The sequence below is a fragment of the Streptomyces caelestis genome (assembly GCF_001279005.1).
GTDB lineage: Bacteria > Actinomycetota > Actinomycetes > Streptomycetales > Streptomycetaceae > Streptomyces > Streptomyces heliomycini.
Genome location: NZ_LGCN01000201.1, coordinates 1 through 18,429, shown reverse-complemented (window position 1 = coordinate 18,429; position 18,429 = coordinate 1). Strand labels below are relative to the sequence as shown.

At 70.3% G+C, this 18,429-nt stretch carries 18 protein-coding genes; 8 read left to right on the top strand and 10 right to left on the bottom strand.

Annotated features, from left to right (window positions below):
* The first annotated feature begins 35 nt into the window (after positions 1 to 35).
* From galT to galK, 3 genes are read left to right on the top strand one after another with little or no spacing between them, the layout of a single operon-like run.
* Positions 36 to 1,097, top strand: coding sequence for a galactose-1-phosphate uridylyltransferase (gene galT / locus ADK41_RS21220; protein ID WP_030821782.1), 1,062 nt, complete (start codon positions 36 to 38; stop codon positions 1,095 to 1,097).
* Entirely contained in the window at positions 1,094 to 2,074 is a 981-nt protein-coding gene (gene galE, locus ADK41_RS21215; protein WP_030821780.1) for a UDP-glucose 4-epimerase GalE, read from the top strand. Before galT ends, galE begins: the two co-directional genes overlap by 4 nt.
* 28 nt (positions 2,075 to 2,102) lie before the next feature.
* Complete coding sequence (galK, locus tag ADK41_RS21210) at positions 2,103 to 3,275, top strand: galactokinase (protein WP_030821778.1); 1,173 nt, start codon at positions 2,103 to 2,105, stop codon at positions 3,273 to 3,275.
* Between the two features lie 194 nt (positions 3,276 to 3,469).
* Here galK and ADK41_RS21205 read toward each other — a convergent pair whose 3' ends face one another.
* A complete protein-coding gene (locus tag ADK41_RS21205; protein ID WP_030821776.1) occupies positions 3,470 to 3,925 on the bottom strand; it encodes a GNAT family N-acetyltransferase in 456 nt (151 codons plus the stop codon).
* Positions 3,926 to 4,216: 291 nt separating this feature from the next.
* Between ADK41_RS21205 and ADK41_RS21200 the strand changes: the two genes are divergently transcribed.
* A complete protein-coding gene (locus ADK41_RS21200) occupies positions 4,217 to 4,984 on the top strand; it encodes a LuxR C-terminal-related transcriptional regulator (RefSeq protein ID WP_030821774.1) in 768 nt (255 codons plus the stop codon).
* Here ADK41_RS21200 and ADK41_RS21195 read toward each other — a convergent pair.
* Positions 4,943 to 5,440, bottom strand: a complete 498-nt coding sequence (locus tag ADK41_RS21195) for a MarR family winged helix-turn-helix transcriptional regulator (RefSeq protein WP_030821772.1) — start codon at positions 5,438 to 5,440, stop codon at positions 4,943 to 4,945. The two genes, ADK41_RS21200 and ADK41_RS21195, sit on opposite strands and share 42 nt — an antisense overlap.
* Before the next feature lie 117 nt (positions 5,441 to 5,557).
* On the opposite strand from ADK41_RS21195, the gene ADK41_RS21190 reads away from it, so the two are divergent.
* Both ADK41_RS21190 and ADK41_RS21185 read left to right on the top strand, forming a co-directional pair.
* Positions 5,558 to 6,376, top strand: a complete 819-nt coding sequence (locus tag ADK41_RS21190) for a trans-aconitate 2-methyltransferase (protein WP_030821770.1) — start codon at positions 5,558 to 5,560, stop codon at positions 6,374 to 6,376.
* A gap of 4 nt (positions 6,377 to 6,380) precedes the next feature.
* Entirely contained in the window at positions 6,381 to 6,764 is a 384-nt protein-coding gene (locus ADK41_RS21185) for a VOC family protein (protein WP_030821768.1), read from the top strand.
* A 222-nt stretch (positions 6,765 to 6,986) separates the two neighbouring features.
* Here ADK41_RS21185 and ADK41_RS21180 read toward each other — a convergent pair whose 3' ends face one another.
* Positions 6,987 to 7,664: a TetR/AcrR family transcriptional regulator gene (locus ADK41_RS21180; RefSeq protein ID WP_030821767.1), complete on the bottom strand. Its 678-nt coding sequence runs from the start codon at positions 7,662 to 7,664 to the stop codon at positions 6,987 to 6,989.
* Positions 7,661 to 8,674 carry an acyl-CoA desaturase gene (locus ADK41_RS21175; RefSeq protein ID WP_030821765.1) on the bottom strand — a complete coding sequence of 338 codons (1,014 nt, stop codon included), beginning with the start codon at positions 8,672 to 8,674 and terminating at the stop codon, positions 7,661 to 7,663. The genes ADK41_RS21180 and ADK41_RS21175 overlap by 4 nt, the downstream gene beginning before the upstream one ends.
* Before the next feature lie 291 nt (positions 8,675 to 8,965).
* Here ADK41_RS21175 and ppc point away from each other — a divergent pair, with 291 nt between their 5' ends.
* Complete coding sequence (gene ppc, locus ADK41_RS21170; RefSeq protein WP_030821763.1) at positions 8,966 to 11,698, top strand: phosphoenolpyruvate carboxylase; 2,733 nt, start codon at positions 8,966 to 8,968, stop codon at positions 11,696 to 11,698.
* Between the two features lie 56 nt (positions 11,699 to 11,754).
* On the opposite strand, the gene ADK41_RS21165 is transcribed toward ppc, so the two are convergent.
* The 6 genes from ADK41_RS21165 to ADK41_RS41735 form a co-directional block, all read right to left on the bottom strand.
* Entirely contained in the window at positions 11,755 to 12,240 is a 486-nt protein-coding gene (locus ADK41_RS21165) for a hypothetical protein (protein WP_030821761.1), read from the bottom strand.
* Positions 12,241 to 12,338: 98 nt separating this feature from the next.
* Entirely contained in the window at positions 12,339 to 12,953 is a 615-nt protein-coding gene (pth, locus tag ADK41_RS21160; RefSeq protein WP_030821759.1) for an aminoacyl-tRNA hydrolase, read from the bottom strand.
* Positions 12,954 to 13,050: 97 nt separating this feature from the next.
* Complete coding sequence (locus ADK41_RS21155) at positions 13,051 to 13,641, bottom strand: 50S ribosomal protein L25/general stress protein Ctc (protein WP_030821757.1); 591 nt, start codon at positions 13,639 to 13,641, stop codon at positions 13,051 to 13,053.
* A 216-nt stretch (positions 13,642 to 13,857) separates the two neighbouring features.
* Positions 13,858 to 14,838 (bottom strand): ribose-phosphate diphosphokinase, encoded by a 981-nt coding sequence (locus ADK41_RS21150; RefSeq protein ID WP_030821755.1) that lies wholly within the window; start codon positions 14,836 to 14,838, stop codon positions 13,858 to 13,860.
* Positions 14,839 to 14,926: 88 nt separating this feature from the next.
* Entirely contained in the window at positions 14,927 to 16,372 is a 1,446-nt protein-coding gene (glmU, locus tag ADK41_RS21145; protein ID WP_030821753.1) for a bifunctional UDP-N-acetylglucosamine diphosphorylase/glucosamine-1-phosphate N-acetyltransferase GlmU, read from the bottom strand.
* A gap of 214 nt (positions 16,373 to 16,586) precedes the next feature.
* The gene (locus tag ADK41_RS41735; protein WP_037803687.1) at positions 16,587 to 17,444 is read right to left on the bottom strand and encodes a helix-turn-helix domain-containing protein; all 858 of its coding nucleotides are present in this window, start codon (positions 17,442 to 17,444) and stop codon (positions 16,587 to 16,589) included.
* A 167-nt stretch (positions 17,445 to 17,611) separates the two neighbouring features.
* On the opposite strand from ADK41_RS41735, the gene ADK41_RS21135 reads away from it, so the two are divergent.
* Positions 17,612 to 18,429: sensor histidine kinase (locus ADK41_RS21135; RefSeq protein ID WP_167353481.1), on the top strand; the 818-nt coding region annotated here is incomplete at its 3' end.

The following is an 18,429-nucleotide window of genomic DNA, read 5'->3' as shown; positions in this document are numbered from 1 at the left end:
TGTTGAGTGATGGGCGGGTGTAGAGGAGTGCGGCAGTGAAGAAGACCTCGACCCGGCTGGCCGACGGTCGCGAGATCGTCTACTACGACCTGGGCGACGACACCGTCCGCGACGCCGTCGACCGCCGTCCGCTGGACGCCACCGTCACCACGTCCGAGATCCGCCGCGACGTGCTGCTGGGCGACTCCGTCGCCATCGCCTCCCACCGCCAGGGGCGCACCTACCACCCGCCGGCCGACGAATGCCCGCTGTGCCCCTCCGAGGGCGACCGGCTGAGCGAGATCCCGGACTCGTCGTACGACGTGGTCGTCTTCGAGAACCGTTTCCCCTCGCTGGCCGGGGACTCGGGCCGGTGCGAGGTCGTCTGCTTCACCTCCGACCACCACTCCTCCTTCGCCGGTCTGAGCGAGCGGCAGGCGCGACTGGTGCTCGACGCCTGGACGGACCGGACCTCCGAGCTGTCGCATCTGCCCTCCGTCGAACAGGTCTTCTGCTTCGAGAACCGGGGGGCCGAGATCGGCGTCACCCTCCAGCACCCGCACGGGCAGATCTACGCCTACCCCTTCACCACCCCCCGCACCGCCCTGACGCTGCGCCAAGTGGCCGCACACAAGGAGGCGACGGGCGGTGAGAACCTGTTCGACGCCGTGCTGGAGCGGGAACGGGCCGACGAGCGGATCGTCCTTGAGGGTGAACACTGGGTGGCCTTCGTGCCGTACGCGGCGCACTGGCCCTACGAGGTCCACCTCTACCCCAAGCGCCGGGTGCCCGACCTGCTCGGACTGGACGAGGCGGCGCGCACGGAGTTCCCCCGGATGTACCTGGAACTCCTGCAGCGCTTCGACCGGATCTTCGGCGAGGGAGAGCCTCCGACGCCGTACATCGCGGCCTGGCACCAGGCCCCGTTCGGCACGCTGGAGGAGTTCGACGGCGTCACGCGCGACGACTTCGCGCTCCACCTGGAGCTTTTCACCATCCGTCGCACATCCGGCAAGCTGAAGTTCCTCGCGGGCTCCGAGTCCGGCATGAACGTGTTCATCAACGACGTGCCGCCGGAGCGCGCGGCCGAGCGACTGCGAGAGGTAGCGAGTTCATGAGCGGGAAGTACCTGGTGACGGGCGGGGCCGGTTACGTCGGCAGTGTCGTCGCCCAGCATCTGCTGGAGGCCGGCCACGAGGTCGTCGTGCTCGACAACCTCTCCACCGGCTTCCGGGAAGGCGTTCCCGCGGGTGCGTCGTTCATCGAGGGCGACATCCGCGACGCCGCCGCATGGCTGGACCCCTCCTACGACGGCGTGCTGCACTTCGCCGCCTTCTCCCAGGTCGGCGAGTCGGTGGCGAAGCCGGAGAAGTACTGGGACAACAACGTCGGCGGCACCATGGCGCTGCTCGGCGCGATGCGCGAGGCGGGCGTGCGCCGGCTCGTGTTCTCCTCCACGGCGGCGACGTACGGCGAGCCCGAGCAGGTCCCGATCGTCGAGTCCGCGCCGACCAGCCCCACCAACCCCTACGGCGCCTCGAAGCTCGCCGTCGACCACATGATCACCGGTGAGGCGGCGGCGCACGGACTGGGCGCGGTCTCCCTGCGCTACTTCAACGTGGCCGGCGCGTACGGACGGTACGGCGAGCGGCACGACCCCGAGTCGCACCTCATCCCGCTCGTGCTGCAGGTGGCCCAGGGGCGGCGCGAGGCGATCTCCGTCTACGGCGACGACTACCCGACGCCCGACGGCACCTGCGTGCGCGACTACATCCACGTCGCCGACCTGGCCGAGGCCCATCTGCTCGCGCTGAAGGCCGCCGCGCCCGGCGAGCACCTGATCTGCAACCTCGGCAACGGCAACGGCTTCTCCGTCCGCGAGGTCGTCGAGACGGTCCGCGAGGTCACCGGCCACCCGATCCCCGAGGTCGTGGCCCCCCGCCGGGGCGGCGATCCGGCGGTCCTGGTCGCGTCGGCCGCCACCGCCCGCGAGAAGCTGGGCTGGAAGCCGTCGCGCGCCGACCTCGCGGGGATCGTCGCGGACGCGTGGGAGTTCGCGCAGCAGCGCGCCGAGCAGGCCGAACAGGCCGAGTAGAACGTCACGAAGGGGCAGGGGTCAGGGCATGAGCGAGTCCAGCGAGACCGTCGCGGAGTCCGTCGCCGAGCGGTTCGAGGAGCTGTACGGGGCCGCGCCGGACGGGGTGTGGGCGGCACCGGGCCGGGTCAACCTCATCGGTGAGCACACCGACTACAACGACGGCTTCGTCATGCCGTTCGCCCTGCCGCACACCGCGGTCGCCGCGGTGTCCCGGCGGGACGACGGCGTCCTGCGGCTGCACTCCGCCGACGTGGACGGGCCGGTCGTGGAGCTGGCGGTGGACGCCCTGGCCCCCCAGTCCGACAAGCGGTGGACCGCCTACCCGGCGGGCGTCGTGTGGGCGCTGCGCGAGGCCGGCCACACCGTCACCGGCGCGGACGTCCACCTCGCCTCGACCGTTCCGGCGGGCGCGGGCCTGTCGTCCTCGGCGGCCCTGGAGGTCGTCGTCGCGCTCGCCCTGAACGACCTGTTCGGCCTCGGTCTGCGCGGCTGGCAGCTGGCCCGGCTGTCCCAGCGCGCCGAGAACGTCTACGTCGGCGCCCCCGTCGGCATCATGGACCAGACGGCCTCGGCCTGCTGCGAGACCGGCCACGCCCTGTTCCTCGACACCCGTGACCTCTCCCAGCGCCAGATCCCGTTCGACCTGGCCGCCGAGGGCATGCGCCTGCTCGTCGTCGACACCCAGGTCAAGCACAGCCACAGCGAGGGCGAGTACGGCAAGCGCCGCGCCGGCTGCGAGAAGGGCGCGGCCCTGCTGGGCGTCGACGCCCTGCGGGACGTCCCGTACGCGGAACTGGACGCGGCGCTGGAGCGGCTCGGCGACGAGGAGGAGGTGCGCCGGCTGGTCCGGCACGTGGTGACGGAGGACGAGCGGGTCGAACGGGTCGTCTCCCTGCTGGAGTCGGGCGACACCCGGGCCATCGGCCCGGTGCTCGTGGAGGGCCACGCCTCGCTGCGCGACGACTTCCGCGTCTCCTGCCCCGAACTCGACCTGGTGGTCGGGACCGCCGTGGCCTCCGGCGCCCTCGGCGCCCGCATGACCGGCGGCGGCTTCGGCGGTTCGGCCATCGTCCTGGCGGAGGAGACCGACGTCCCGACGATCACCAAGGCGGTGGAGGAGGCCTTCGCGGCGGCCGGCTTCACTGCCCCCCGGGTCTTCGAGGCGGTGCCCGCGGCGGGCGCGCGGCGGGTGCGCTGACGGTCGGCGAGGGCCGACGACGGGCCGCCGGGGGAGCGGATCTCCGAGCCGGACGACGCGCGGGCGGCGCGGTGCCCGAAGATCCGCTCCGCGCGGATCGGGCCGGGGGCGGGCGGAGGGCCGGCCCGCCCCGGTCGGCGCCGAGGACACGGGGCCGGGCGAGGAGCGGCGGTGCGGCCCGGGCGGCGGCGCGCTCAGCCCAGCCGTTTCGTCAGCGTGTACTCCGTGACCCCCGGCGGGTAGTCGGGGATCACGCACACCACCTCGTAACCCTGCCGCTCGTAGAACTCCGGGGCCTGGAAGTCCCAGGTCTCCACACGGGAGGCCGTGCAGGCGCGTTCGGCCGCGGCGACGCGTTCCGCCTCCGCGAGGAGGCCGGAGCCCAGGCCCGCTCCCCGGTGGCGGGCGTCGACCCACAGGTAGGTCACGTGCAGCCAGGCCGTCCAGGTGTGGCCGACCAGGCCGCCGGCCAGTCCACCGTTCGCATCCAGCGCCCACACGTGCAAAGGCGTTTCGCGTTCGCCCGGGGTTCCGCGCAGCGCGCGCAGGACCGGTGAGGCCGCCGTGTTGGTGTCCCTCAGCCTCCTGCGGAGCAGATCACGTCGGGCCTTGTCGACTTCTGTCTCAAGACGAAACATGCGGCTCACCATAAACGCGCAAGGCCGCCAGTTCTGCAAATAACCTTCCGCTCCCGGCCCCCGCCCGTACCCTGATGGACAGCGCCGGTGGGGGCCGGTGCCGTTCAGGGGGCGAGACGATCGGGTACGGCGTCCGGGGCGGGGGCGGCGGTCGTCGCGCGGCGGCGGCCGTGTGACCGCGGCGGCCCGTCCCGCGTCCGGTGAGTGAGTGACAGGGGCCTCGGCGTCGTACCCGCGCCGGTGTCGTCCTCCGACGATGGGGTAAATCCCCTGCTCCGGGAGGAGCGCGGGGAAGGGGGTTTCGTGGTTCGCATTCGAGTCCTGGTCGTCGACGACCATCGCATCTTCGCCGAGTCACTGGCCGCGGCACTGGCCGCGGAGCCCGACGTCGACGTGTCCGCGGCGGGCAGCGGCCCGGCCGCGCTGCGCTGTCTGGAGCGGGCGGCCGCCGAGGGACGGCGGTTCGACGTGGTGCTCGTCGACGCCGACCTGGGCGGCAAGGCGCCGGACGGACGGCCGGCCGTGCCCGTGCAGGCCGTCGGCGAGGACGGACTCGTCGACGGGCTGACGCTGGTCACCGGGGTGCGTTCGGCGCAGCCGCAGGTACGGGTCGTCGTCCTCGCCGAGAAGGACGATCCGGCCCGGGCCGCGCTCGCCCTGCAGGCGGGGGCCTGCGGGTGGGTGGCCAAGGACTGCTCGCTGAACCGGCTGCTCACCGTCGTCCGGGGGGTGCTGCGCGACGAGACGCATCTGCCGCCCGCGCTGCTGACGGGCGTGCTGCGGGAGTTGACCGCCGCCCGGCGGCACCGCACGGAGAGCGAACGGCTCGTGGAGTCCCTGACCCCGCGCGAGCGGGAGGTGCTGCGGTGCATGGTCGCGGGACTGGGGCGCAAGGCGGTCGCCGAGCGCCTGTACCTGTCCCCGCACACCGTGCGGACCCATATGCAGAACGTCCTGGGTAAGTTGGGGGTGCACTCCACCCTCGCCGCGGTGGCCCTCGCCCGGCGGGCGGGTGTCGGGCCCGCCGACCTAACCGGGGACGTTGTCGAACGGGGCGGTCAACTGGCGTAGCAGTCCCGCCAGTTCGCCGCGCTGGGCGTGGGTGAGTTCCGCGAGGATCGCCCGCTCCTGCGCCAGCAGCCCGGCCAGTGCCTGGTCGGCGCGGTCGCGGCCCTCCTCCGTGAGCCGGACCAGGACGCCGCGCCGGTCACTGGGGTCGGGCAGCCGCTCCACCAGGCCCTTCTTGGCGAGGCGGTCGATGCGGTTGGTCATCGTGCCCGAGGTGACGAGCGTCTGCGTGAGGAGCTGCCCCGGCGAGAGCTGGTACGGGGCGCCCGCGCGGCGCAGCGCGGTCAGGACGTCGAACTCCCAGGACTCCAGCCCGTGCTCGGCGAAGGCGAGCCGACGCGCCCGGTCCAGGTGCCGGGCCAGTCTGCTCACCCGGCTGAGCACCTCGAGCGGTTCCACGTCGAGGTCCGGGCGCTCCCGACGCCACGCCGCGACCAGCCGATCGACCTCGTCCTCCATGACGATCAGTGTAGTGGTTGTGTCGACGTGAAGTCTCTTGATGTCGAGTCTCTTGACGTCGAGATGAATGGGGGTGATGCTGGGCACCCGACCCTCCGCACCGCACCGGGAGGCCTCATGCCCGCCACCGACCCCGTCTGGGACCCCGCCCAGTACCTGCGTCACGCCGGTCACCGCACCCGGCCCTTCACCGACCTGCTCGCCCGGATCCCGGAACCCCCCGGGGAGCCGGCCCGCATCGCCGACCTCGGCTGCGGCGCCGGCAACGTCACGGCCCTGCTCGCCGCACGCCGGCCCACCGCCCGCATCACCGGCTACGACAACTCGCCCGAGATGCTCGACCGGGCCCGCGCCGACCACCAGGGCCCGACCCCCGGGGGCGGCGAGCTCGACTTCGCCCACGCCGACCTCCGCACATGGACGCCCGGGGAGCCGTACGACCTGATCGTCAGCAACGCCGCGCTGCAATGGGTCCCCGGACACGTGGAGCGCTTCCCCGACTGGATCGCCGGGCTCGCCCCCGGCGGCGCCCTCGCCTTCCAGGTGCCGGGCAACTTCGACGCCCCGAGCCACACCCTGATGCGCGAACTCGCCGCCTCCCCCCGCCGGCGGGGCCGTCTGGCCGGCGTCCTGCGCCACGAGGACGCCGTACTCCGGCCGGAGGCCTACCTGGAGCACCTGACCGCCCTCGGCTGCACGACCGACGCCTGGGAGACGACGTACATCCACCTGCTGACCGGAAAGGATCCGGTTCTCGACTGGGTCGAGGGCACGGGCCTGCGTCCCGTCCTCACCGCCCTCGCCGACGACCCGGAGGAGCGGGAGACCTTCGTCGCCGAGTACCGGACGGCCCTGCGGGCCGCCTATCCGGCCGGCGCCCACGGCACCCCGTTCCCCTTCCGCCGCGTCTTCGCGGTCGCCGTCAAGGAGGCGTGAGGCCATGCTCACCGCCGTCGACCATGTGCAGCTCGCCGCCCCGCCCGGCTCCGAGGAACGGCTGCGCGCCTACTACGCCGATGCCCTCGGCATGACCGAGACGCCGAAGCCACCGGCCCTGGCCGCCCGCGGCGGCTGCTGGTTCGAGGCCGGGGACGTACGCCTCCACCTGGGCGTCGAGCACGACTTCCGGCCCGCGAGGAAAGCCCACCCCGGCCTGAGGGTGACCGGCATCGAGGCGTACGCCGCCCGCCTGGCCGCCCACGGCGCCCCCGTCACCTGGGACGACGACCTCCCGGGCCACCGACGCTTCCACTCCGAGGACCCGGTGGGCAACCGGCTGGAGTTCCTGGAGCGGTCGGCCGGAGCGCCCGCGCCACGTCGATGACCACCGGCGGCGGCCAAGGCGTTCCCCGGATCCTCGATCACCCGGGGAGCGACGAGGAGGGCCACCACCCGGCCTCCCTCCGTGAGGGCGAGGGGCTCGCGGCTGCCGGCCACCCGGCGGACCAGCTCCTTGAGCCGGAGGGCGGCTTCGCCGACCGTCGTCGCGATCATGGGCGCACCGTCCCACGCGGTCGGACGGCCGCGCAGCCCGTTCAGCCCGGATTCAGCTCTTCCGGTGACCTATCAGCCGCGGCTTCGGCTCCAGGCCGTCCAGCCCGTGCCACGCCAGGTTGACCAGGTGGGCCGCCACCTCCGCCTTCTTCGGCTTGCGGACGTCCAGCCACCACTGGCCCGTCAGCGCGACCATCCCGACCAGGGCCTGCGCGTACAGCGGGGCCAGCTTCGGGTCGAAGCCGCGGGACTTGAACTCGCGGCCCAGGATGTCCTCCACCTGGGTGGCGATGTCCGAGATCAGCGAGGCGAAGGAACCCGTCGACTGGGGGATGGGGGAGTCACGGACCAGGATGCGGAAACCGTCCGTGTACTCCTCGATGTAGTCCAGCAGCGCGAACGCCGCCTGCTCGCACAGCTCGCGGGGATGGCCGGCCGTCAGCGAGCCCGTCACCATGTCCAGCAGCCGCCGCATCTCGCGGTCCACCACCACCGCGTACAGGCCCTCCTTGCCGCCGAAGTGCTCGTACACCACCGGCTTGGAGACCCCGGCGCGCGCCGCGATCTCCTCCACCGACGTGCCCTCGAAACCCTTCGCCGCGAACAGGGTGCGGCCGATCTCCAGCAGCTGCTGGCGGCGCTCCGCACCGGTCATCCGGGTGCGACGCGCACGCCGCGGCTTGTCATTGCTCGGGGTGCTGCTGGAGTCGGTCGCCACGGCGACCATCATGCCGCCTCGACGGGTTCCTTCCCGCCCCGGGAGCCGTCTTCCGCGATCCTGCGGCGCGAATCGATACGCGAGCGTGACGGCCACCGCACGTCGTACGCCCAGCCCGCCTGCTCGAACCAGCGGATCAGACGGGCGGAGGAGTCCACCTGCCCGCGCTCCACACCGTGCCGCGCGGACGTCGGGTCGGCGTGGTGCAGGTTGTGCCAGGACTCACCGCACGACAGCACCGCCAGCCACCACACGTTGCCCGAACGGTCCCGCGACTTGAAGGGACGCTTGCCGACCGCGTGACAGATCGAGTTGATCGACCACGTCACATGGTGCAACAGCGCCACCCGGACGAGTGACCCCCAGAAGAACCCGGTGAACGCGCCCCACCAGGACAGGGTGACCAGACCGCCGATCAGCGCGGGCAACGCCAGCGACAGCGCCGTCCACAGGATGAACTGCCGGGAGATCGCCCGCAGCGTCCGGTCCTTGATCAGATCCGGCGCGTACTTGTCCTGCGGCGTCTGCTCCTCGTCGAACATCCAGCCGATGTGCGCCCACCACAGGCCCTTGATCAGCGCCGGAACCGTCTCCCCGTACTTCCACGGCGAATGCGGGTCGCCCTCGTCGTCGGAGAACTTGTGGTGCTTGCGGTGATCGGCCACCCACCGCACCAGCGGCCCCTCCACCGCCATCGAACCGGCGATCGCCAGCGCGATCTTCAACGGCCGCTTCGCCTTGAACGAACCGTGCGTGAAGTGCCGGTGGAAACCGATGGTGATGCCGTGACAGCCGAGGAAGTAGAAGAAGACCAGCAGACCGAGGTCCAGCCAGCTCACCCCCCACCCCCACGCCAGCGGCACCGCCGCCACCAGCGCCAGGAAGGGGACGGCGATGAAGAGCAGCAGCGTGATCTGCTCGATGGAACGCTTGCGCTCACCGCCCAGCGTGGCGGAGGACGCCGCTTCGGCGGGCCCGGGTTGTTCCGGAGCTTCGTGCAGCACATCGGAGCCTGAGGTCATGCGTGTTCCCTGTGGGGTATGTGGACTGGGGGTGGGTGCCCGGCCTCCGGAAACGCACTGCATACCTACGCCTCCGTAACCTACGGCAACGTAAGTATGGCAGCGCGCCGCCCGGCGGCAAGAGCCCGTGGGCCTGCGCGTCCGGGTCGACACCTATCCTTGAAGTCGGTCGGACAGCGCGGTCCGCTCTGATTTCTTCCCGGACGTCCGGCCCGCAAGCGGCGCACGCCGCGCGGGACACCGTCCGGGTTCCCTCCCAGACGAGCTTCAACACTGCAAGGAGCCGCACCTGTGAGCAGTGCCGACGACCAGACCACCACGACGAGCACCGAGCTGCGCGCCGACATCCGCCGACTGGGCGATCTCCTGGGCGAGACCCTGGTACGGCAGGAGGGCCCGGAGCTGCTCGACCTCGTCGAGAAGGTCCGCCGACTCACCCGTGAGGACGGCGAAGCCGCCGCCGAGCTGCTGCGGGGAACCGAACTGCAGACCGCGGCCAAGCTGGTCCGCGCGTTCTCCACCTACTTCCACCTGGCCAACGTCACCGAGCAGGTGCACCGCGGCCGCGAACTGCGCGCCCGCCGCGCCGCCGAGGGCGGACTGCTCTCCCGCACCGCCGACCGCCTCAAGGACGCCGACCCCGAGCACCTGCGCGAAACGGTCCGCAACCTCAACATCCGGCCCGTCTTCACCGCCCACCCCACCGAGGCCGCCCGCCGCTCCGTCCTCAACAAGCTCCGCCGGATCGCCGCCCTCCTCGACACCCCGGTCATCGCCTCCGACCGGCGCCGCCTGGACACCCGGCTCGCCGAGAACATCGACCTCGTCTGGCAGACCGACGAACTGCGCGTGGTCCGCCCCGAACCCGCCGACGAGGCCCGCAACGCCATCTACTACCTCGACGAACTGCACGCCGGCGCCGTCGGCGACGTCCTGGAGGACCTCACCGCCGAACTGGAGCGCGTCGGCGTCCACCTCCCCGACGACACCCGCCCCCTCACCTTCGGCACCTGGATCGGCGGCGACCGCGACGGCAACCCCAACGTCACCCCCCAGGTCACCTGGGACGTCCTCATCCTCCAGCACGAACACGGCATCAACGACGCCCTGGAGATGATCGACGAACTGCGCGGCTTCCTCTCCAACTCCATCCGCTACGCGGGTGCGACGGAGGAACTGCTCGCCTCCCTCCAGGCCGACCTCGACGCCCTCCCCGAGATCAGCCCCCGCTACAAGCGCCTCAACGCCGAGGAGCCCTACCGGCTCAAGGCCACCTGCATCCGCCAGAAGCTGGAGAACACCAAGCTCCGCCTCGCCAAGGGCACCGCCCACGAACCCGGCCGCGACTACCTCGGCACCGGCGAACTCCTCGCCGACCTGCGGATCATCCAGGCCTCCCTGCGCGAACACCGCGGCGGCCTCTTCGCCGACGGCCGCCTCGCCCGCACCATCCGCACCCTGGCCGCCTTCGGCCTCCAGCTCGCCACCATGGACGTACGCGAACACGCCGACGCCCACCACCACGCCCTCGGCCAGCTCTTCGACCGACTCGGCGAGGAATCCTGGCGATACGCCGACATGCCCCGCGAGTACCGCTCCAAGCTGCTCGCCAAGGAACTCCGCAGCAGGCGCCCCCTCGCCCCCACCCCCGCACCCGTCGACGCCGCCGGCGAGAAGACCCTCGGCGTCTTCCAGACCGTCAAGCGCGCCCTGGAGGTCTTCGGACCCGAGGTCGTCGAGTCCTACATCATCTCCATGTGCCAGGGCGCCGACGACGTCTTCGCCGCCGCCGTCCTCGCCCGCGAGGCCGGACTCATCGATCTGCACGCCGGCTGGGCCAAGATCGGCATCGTCCCGCTCCTGGAGACCACCGACGAACTCAAGGCCGCCGACACCATCCTCGAGGACATGCTCGCCGACCCCTCCTACCGGCGCCTCGTCGCCCTCAGGGGCGACGTCCAGGAGGTCATGCTCGGCTACTCCGACTCCTCCAAGTTCGGCGGCATCACCACCAGCCAGTGGGAGATCCACCGCGCCCAGCGCCGCCTGCGCGACGTCGCCCACCGCTACGGCGTACGGCTGCGCCTCTTCCACGGCCGCGGCGGCACCGTCGGCCGCGGCGGCGGCCCCACCCACGACGCCATCCTCGCCCAGCCCTGGGGCACCCTCGAAGGCGAGATCAAGGTCACCGAACAGGGCGAGGTCATCTCCGACAAGTACCTCATCCCCTCCCTCGCCCGGGAGAACCTGGAACTGTCCGTCGCGGCCACCCTCCAGGCATCCGCCCTGCACACCGCACCCCGCCAGTCCGACGAGGCCCTCGCCCGCTGGGACGCCGCCATGGACGTCGTCTCCGACGCCGCCCACACCGCCTACCGCAGGCTCGTCGAGGACCCCGACCTGCCGACCTACTTCCTGGCCTCCACACCGGTCGACCAGCTCGCCGACCTGCACCTGGGCTCACGGCCCTCCCGCCGCCCCGGCTCGGGCGTCTCGCTCGACGGACTGCGCGCCATCCCGTGGGTGTTCGGCTGGACCCAGTCCCGGCAGATCGTCCCCGGCTGGTACGGCGTCGGCTCCGGCCTCAAGGCCCTGCGCGAGGCCGGCCTCGACACCGTCCTCGACGAGATGCACCAGCAGTGGCACTTCTTCCGCAACTTCATCTCCAACGTGGAGATGACCCTCGCCAAGACCGACCTGCGCATCGCCCAGCACTACGTCGACACCCTCGTCCCCGACGAGCTCAAGCACGTCTTCGACGCCATCAAGGCCGAACACGAACTGACCGTCGCCGAGGTCCTGCGCGTCACCGGCGAACAGGAACTCCTGGACGCCGACCCGGTCCTCAAGCAGACCTTCGCCATCCGCGACGCCTACCTGGACCCGATCTCCTACCTCCAGGTGGCCCTCCTCAAGCGCCAGCGCGACGCCGCCGGCGCCGACGAACAGCCCGACCCGCTGCTCTCCCGCGCCCTGCTGCTCACCGTCAACGGCGTCGCGGCCGGCCTGCGCAACACCGGCTGACCCGACGCGACCCAAGGGCGCCCCCGGCCTCGTACGGCCGGGGGCGCCCCTTTGTCCTACACGGCCAGGAAAGCCGCCGTCAGCAGCGCCGCCCCCGACAACGCCAGCACCCACGCCACCCGCGTCCGCAGCAGACCGCCGGCCACCACGACCGACGCGAGCAGCAGCGCGCCGCCCAGCGGAACCCACGCGTACAGGATCCCGGCGATACCCGAACGGACGGCGTGCGTGCCGCCCGGCTTCAGCACCACCGCGTACGTCCGCCCCTCCGCCACGGCCACCGAATCCTCCAGCACGACCTCCGCACGCGGCTGCGAACCCGGCGACGACGGCGTGTACGGCCCCGTACACGTCTTCATGCCGCACCGCGTCACCGCCACCGTGCCGCGCTCACGCCCCTTCGTCAGCATCGCGTGCTGCGCCGTACCCCACGACGCCCACACACCCGCGATCAGGATCAGCACGGCGACCGCGCCCATCACCGCGAACCGGCCGAACCGCAGGGCGCAGGAGCCACGGGAGGAACGGGCAGCGGGAGACATGGCCGAAATCCTTGGCCATGACCTCGCGGCCGGTCAACCCGGGTGGGCTCCGAAAAGCCCCGGACAACGGGGCGAACCCACCGAAGCCCCCCGGCACATCACGAGTTGTACGTGCCCTGCGCCCGCTCCAACCCCTCGATCACCAGACACTCCACCGCGTCCGCCGCCCGGTCCACGAAGTAGTCCAGCTCCTTGCGCTCCGCCGACGAGAAGTCCTTCAGCACGAAGTCCGCCACCTGCATCCGCCCCGGCGGCCGCCCGATCCCGAACCGCACCCGGTGATAATCCCGCCCGAACGCCTTCGTCATCGACTTCAGCCCGTTGTGACCGTTGTCCCCGCCACCCAGCTTCAGCCGCAACGTCCCGTACTCGATGTCCAGCTCGTCATGGACCGCCACCACGTTCGCCACCGGCACCTTGTAGAACTCCCGCAGCGCGTTCACCGGCCCACCCGACAGATTCATGTACGACATCGGCTTCGCCAGCACCACCCGCCGGTTCGCCGGCCCCGGCGGCCCGATCCGGCCCTCCACCACCTGCGCCTGCGCCTTGCCGGCCCGCTTGAACCGGCCCCCCATCCGCTCCGCCAGCAGATCCGCCACCATGAACCCCACGTTGTGGCGGTTCATCGCGTACTCCGGCCCCGGATTGCCCAGCCCCACGACCAGCCAGGGACCCGCCGCACCGGCCGCCGCATCCGTCGTCACGTCCATGCCTCCTCCATACGTCCCTGCCCACCCGCCCTCATACGCGTCGGCCGCTGCCCCGTACGGGAACAGCGGCCGACGAAACGACGACTCGGAACGAGGATCAGGCCTCGACGGCCGCCTCGCCCTCACCCTCGGCGGACGCCTCCTCCGCCTGCGCGGCCAGCACCTGGATGACGACAGCGTCCTCCTCGACGGCCAGCTTGGCGCCCTTCGGAAGGGGGACGTCCTTGGCGAGGACGGAGGCGCCGGCCTCCAGACCCTCGACGGAGACCGTGACGGACTCGGGGATGTGGGTGGCCTCAGCCTCGACGGTCAGGGTGCCCAGCACGTGCTCCAGCAGGTTGCCGCCCGCGGCCAGCTCGCCCTCGGTGAGGACCGGGATCTCCACCGTGACGGTCTCGCCGCGCTGCACCAGCTGCAGGTCCACGTGCTCCAGGAAGCCCTTCAGCGGGTCGCGCTGCACGGACTTCGGGATCGCCAGCTCGTTCGACTTGCCGTCGATGTCCAGCGCGATCAGCACGTTCGGCGTACGCAGCGCGAGCAGCAGCTCGTGGCCCGGAAGGGTCAGGTGCAGCGGGTCCGAACCGTGCCCGTACAGCACACCCGGAACCTTGTTGTCACGACGGATACGGCGCGCGGCACCCTTGCCGAACTCGGTGCGCGTCGCGACGGAGATCTTCACCTCGGACATGCTCACTCCTCGAAAGTCAGAAACGGACGTGGTCACCCGGCCACGAACGGCCTGCTACGAAGAGCGCGTCGATAACGGACCGCCGTACGCCTCCTGAAAAGCGGTACGGCCTCCCTCGCCGAGCAACTTCGACAGTCTACTCGGACCAGGAGGCCACACCCAAAACGATCACCGGCGAACCCGGTGCAGAACCCTTACTGCACCGACCGCACGGAACTACTGCTCATCGAACAGACTCGTCACCGAACCATCCCGGAACACCTCACGCACCGCACGCGCGATCGTCGGCGCGATCGACAACACCGTGATCTTGTCCAACGACTCGCTCAGCTCACCCGGCGTCGGCAACGTATTCGTGAACACGAACTCACTCACCCGCGAGTTCTTCAGACGATCCGCCGCCGGACCCGACAGCACACCGTGCGTCGCCGTCACGATCACATCCTCCGCACCATGCGCGAACAGAGCGTCCGCCGCGGCGCAGATCGTGCCACCCGTGTCGATCATGTCGTCCACCAGGACGCAGATACGCCCCTTCACGTCACCCACGACCTCGTGCACCGTGACCTGGTTCGCCACGTCCTTGTCCCGCCGCTTGTGCACGATCGCCAACGGCGCACCCAACCGGTCGCACCAACGGTCCGCCACCCGCACACGACCCGCGTCCGGAGACACCACCGTCAACTTCGAACGGTCCACCTTCGCACCCACGTAGTCCGCGAGCAGCGGCAACGCGAACAGGTGATCCACCGGCCCGTCGAAGAAACCCTGAATCTGATCCGTGTGCAGATCCACCGCCAGCAGCCGGTCCGCACCCGCCGTCTTCATCAGATCCGCGATCAGACGCGCCGAAATCGGTTCACGACCCCGGTGCTTCTTGTCCTGCCGCGCGTAACCGTAGAACGGCACGATCACCGTGATGGACCTCGCCGACGCACGCTTCAACGCATCGATCATGATCAACTGCTCCATGATCCACTTGTTGATCGGAGCAGTGTGGCTCTGGATCAGGAAACAGTCGGCACCACGAGCCGACTCCTGATACCGCACATAGATCTCACCATTGGCGAAATCGAAAGCCTTCGTCGGCACGACCCCGACATCCATCTGCCGGGCGACCTCCTCGGCAAGCTCGGGGTGGGCGCGGCCGGAGAAGAACATCATCTTCTTCTCGCCGGTCGTCTTGATCCCGGTCACAGCACAATCTCCTCAGAGGTGTCGCAGCTGATGGCGGTGCGGAAGTGCACTTATCACGGTACGCCCTATCCGAGAGGGCCGAATCCGGTCAGTCCTCGACGGCCGGCTCCCGCGAAGCCGCCTCCGCCGCCTTCGCGGCAGCACTCCCCGGACGCTTACGAGCCACCCAACCCTCGATATTCCGCTGCTGGCCACGGGCCACAGCCAGCGAACCCGGCGGCACATCCTTCGTGATCACCGACCCGGCAGCCGTGTAAGCACCGTCCCCGACCGTGACAGGCGCCACAAACATGTTGTCCGAACCCGTCCTGCAGTGCGACCCGACCGTCGTGTGATGTTTGTCCTGTCCGTCGTAATTGACGAACACACTCGCCGCACCGATGTTCGAGAACTCGCCGATCGTCGCATCCCCCACATACGACAGATGCGGAACCTTCGACCCCTCACCGATCGACGCGTTCTTCGTCTCCACATACGTACCGACCTTCGCCCCACGACCCAACCGCGACCCCGGACGCAGATACGCGTACGGCCCCACACTCGCCCCAGGACCCACCTCGGAACCCACCGCCACCGCGTTGTCCACCCGCGCACCCGCACCCACACGCGTATCCGTCAACCGCGTGTTCGGCCCCACCTCACACCCCTCCGCCAGATGCGTCACCCCGTGCAACTGCGTCCCCGGAAGAACCACCACGTCCTGCTCGAACGTCACGGACACATCCACCCACGTCGACGCCGGATCCACCACCGTGACACCCGACAGCATGGCCTCCGTCAGCAACCGGTCGTTGAGGACCCGCCGCGCCTCCGACAACTGCACCCGGTTGTTGATCCCCGCGATCTCACGATGATCCCCCGCCACCGACGCACCCACCCGATGCCCCGCCCCACGCAGAATCCCCAGCACATCCGTCAGGTACTCCTCACCCTGACTGTTGTCCGTCCGCACCCTCTTCAACGCGTCCGCCAGCAACGCCCCGTCGAACGCGAACACACCCGAATTGATCTCCCGGACCGCCCGCTGCGCCTCGGACGCGTCCTTGTGCTCCACGATCGCCGTGACCGCACCACTGTCGTCCCGCACGATCCGCCCGTAACCGGTCGCGTCCGGCACCTCGGCCGTCAGCACCGTCACCGCGTTGCCGTCGGCGACGTGCGCGGCCGACAGCCGCCGCAGCGTCTCACCCGTCAACAGCGGAGTGTCACCGCAGACCACGACCACGGTCCCGTCCACGGAACCGCCCAGCTCCTCCAGACCCATCCGCACGGCGTGCCCGGTGCCGTTCTGCTCCGCCTGCACGGCGGTACGCACATCCGGGGCGATCTCCGCGAGGTGCGCGGTCACCTTCTCGCGGGCGTGACCCACGACGACGACCAGGTGCTCCGGCTCCAGCTCGCCGGCCGCGGCGAGCACATGACCCACCAGGGAACGGCCACAGATGTCGTGCAGGACCTTCGGTGTGGCCGACTTCATACGGGTGCCCTCACCCGCTGCGAGAACGACGACGGCTGCCGGGCGGCTGGTGCTCACGGGATGCCCTTCGGCTGTGATGGGGAGGGGGGTGACAACCGCAGGATACCGGGGGTGTTTGCGGGGGACATGAGAGCGGGCCCTGACGGAAACGTCAGGGCCCGGGCGCAGCAGCTCCCCCATCAGGATTTGAACCTGAACTTAAGGGACCAAAACCCTCAGTGCTGCCTGATTACACCATGGGGGATGAAACTCGACTAAACCGGACATTCGGTTAGGTCGCCGAGTCGGCACCCAACACTATGCCGTACCAAGAGCCTTCGATGCGACGGTACAGGTCGGCACCTTTCAGGACTTTGATCACCAAGCAGCCTCGGTAGGAGTCACCCACGTTCTTCCTCACTGTCTTGGGGTTGTGCCGCTTGAGCGTGGTCTTGTTGAACGCGTTGCGGTCGGCGTGGACGAGCTCGGCCCAGTACCGCTCTGCGCCTGCCACGTCGGCGTTCTCGTGAATCATGACCGTGAACCGGAGGCGCTCGCGTTCGACTCCAAGCAGGTCGAGCCAAGCCAGAAAGACTTTGATCATGTCGGGGTCGCTGTTGACGAAGGTGACGTTCTCGCGGCGGTCGTACGGCTTGTCCTTGCTGCCTTCCGCCCAGTACAAGCCGACGCCCACCAAGAACAGTTCGCGGGGCGACAGGTTGCCGACTGCCTGCTTGGCCGCTTCCTTGGCGCGTTGCCGCTCCTCATCCCGAATGCGCAGCTTCGCTTCCCAGCCCCGGCGGGCGATGGCTGCGGCTTCTTCGGGAGTGCGCTTGCGTTCGGGTTTCGGCAGGTCCCGTACCCACAGCGACACCGAGCTCCTGGAGCAGCCCAGCTCGGCCTGGATCCGGTCGTACGTCCAGCCTTGCAGCCGCAGCTCTCGCGCCTTGGCCCGGAGGCCGTCCTTCGCGTTGGGGCGTTTCGTCCAGGCCGGCGGTGGTTCGCCCTTCACCAGTTGGTTGAGGATGTCGTTGTTGTAGATCTTCAGCTCGTCGCGGATCTGCCGGAGGCTGTGGCCCGCCCGTCGCAGGGCGACCGCCTGTTCTCGCAGGCTCTCGAAGTCGGCGTACTTGCCGGGTGCGTGTGTCACACGCATACCGTCCGGGCGGAATGGTGGGTTCCCCTCTCGAACGGTGTCCGATTCATCAGTTCGAGGGATTTCGGGCCGTATCGCATCCGAGGAATCACCCGGTGTGGTGTGGTTTGGGTGGGGAAACTCGCCGGAAAAGGGGAGCTTCCCGCCCGTAGGCTGGAGGCATGACCGCGACGGGGGAAGAGCTGGTGGCGGCCCGGGGAGGGCCGTGGTGGTGGGACAGGCGGCGTGGTGCCGTGCTGGATGTGGGGCTCGCGGTGGCGTCCGCGGTGGAGTGCGGGTGGGAGGGGGTCCCGTTCGCGCGGGAGACGGGGATTCCGGCTTCTGTGGGGGTCGTCTTCGGTCTGCTGGCCGGTTCGGTGCTGCTGGTGCGGCGGAAGTGGCCGATCGCGGTGGTGCTGGTGGGGGTCGCGGTGACGCCGGCGGCGATGGGTTTCCTGCTGGGGATCGTCGGCCTGTATTCGCTGGCGGCGTCCGAGGTGCCGCGGCGGATCATCGGTTCGCTGGCCGGGATGCAGCTGGTGGGTGTGCTCGTCGTGATGTCCGTGCGGCTGCGGCAGGACCTCGCGACGGAGGACGTGGACGTCGGCGACTGGCTGGTGCCGTTCGCGTCGATCACGACGGCGTTGGGGATGACGGCGCCGCCGTTGTTGCTGGGTTTGTACGTGGGGGCGCGGCGGCGGTTGATGGAGAGTCTGCGGGAGCGGGCGGACAGTCTGGAGCGGGAGCTTCAGTTGCTCGCGGAGCGGGCGGAGGAGCGGGCGGAGTGGGCGCGGGGCGAGGAGCGGACGCGGATCGCGCGTGAGATGCATGACGTGGTGGCGCATCGGGTGAGTCTGATGGTGGTGCATGCGGCGGCGTTGCAGGCGGTGGCGCGGAAGGATCCGGAGAAGGCGGTGAGGAACGCTGCTCTGGTGGGGGACATGGGGCGGCAGGCGTTGACGGAGTTGCGGGAGATGCTCGGGGTGCTGCGGTCCGGTGG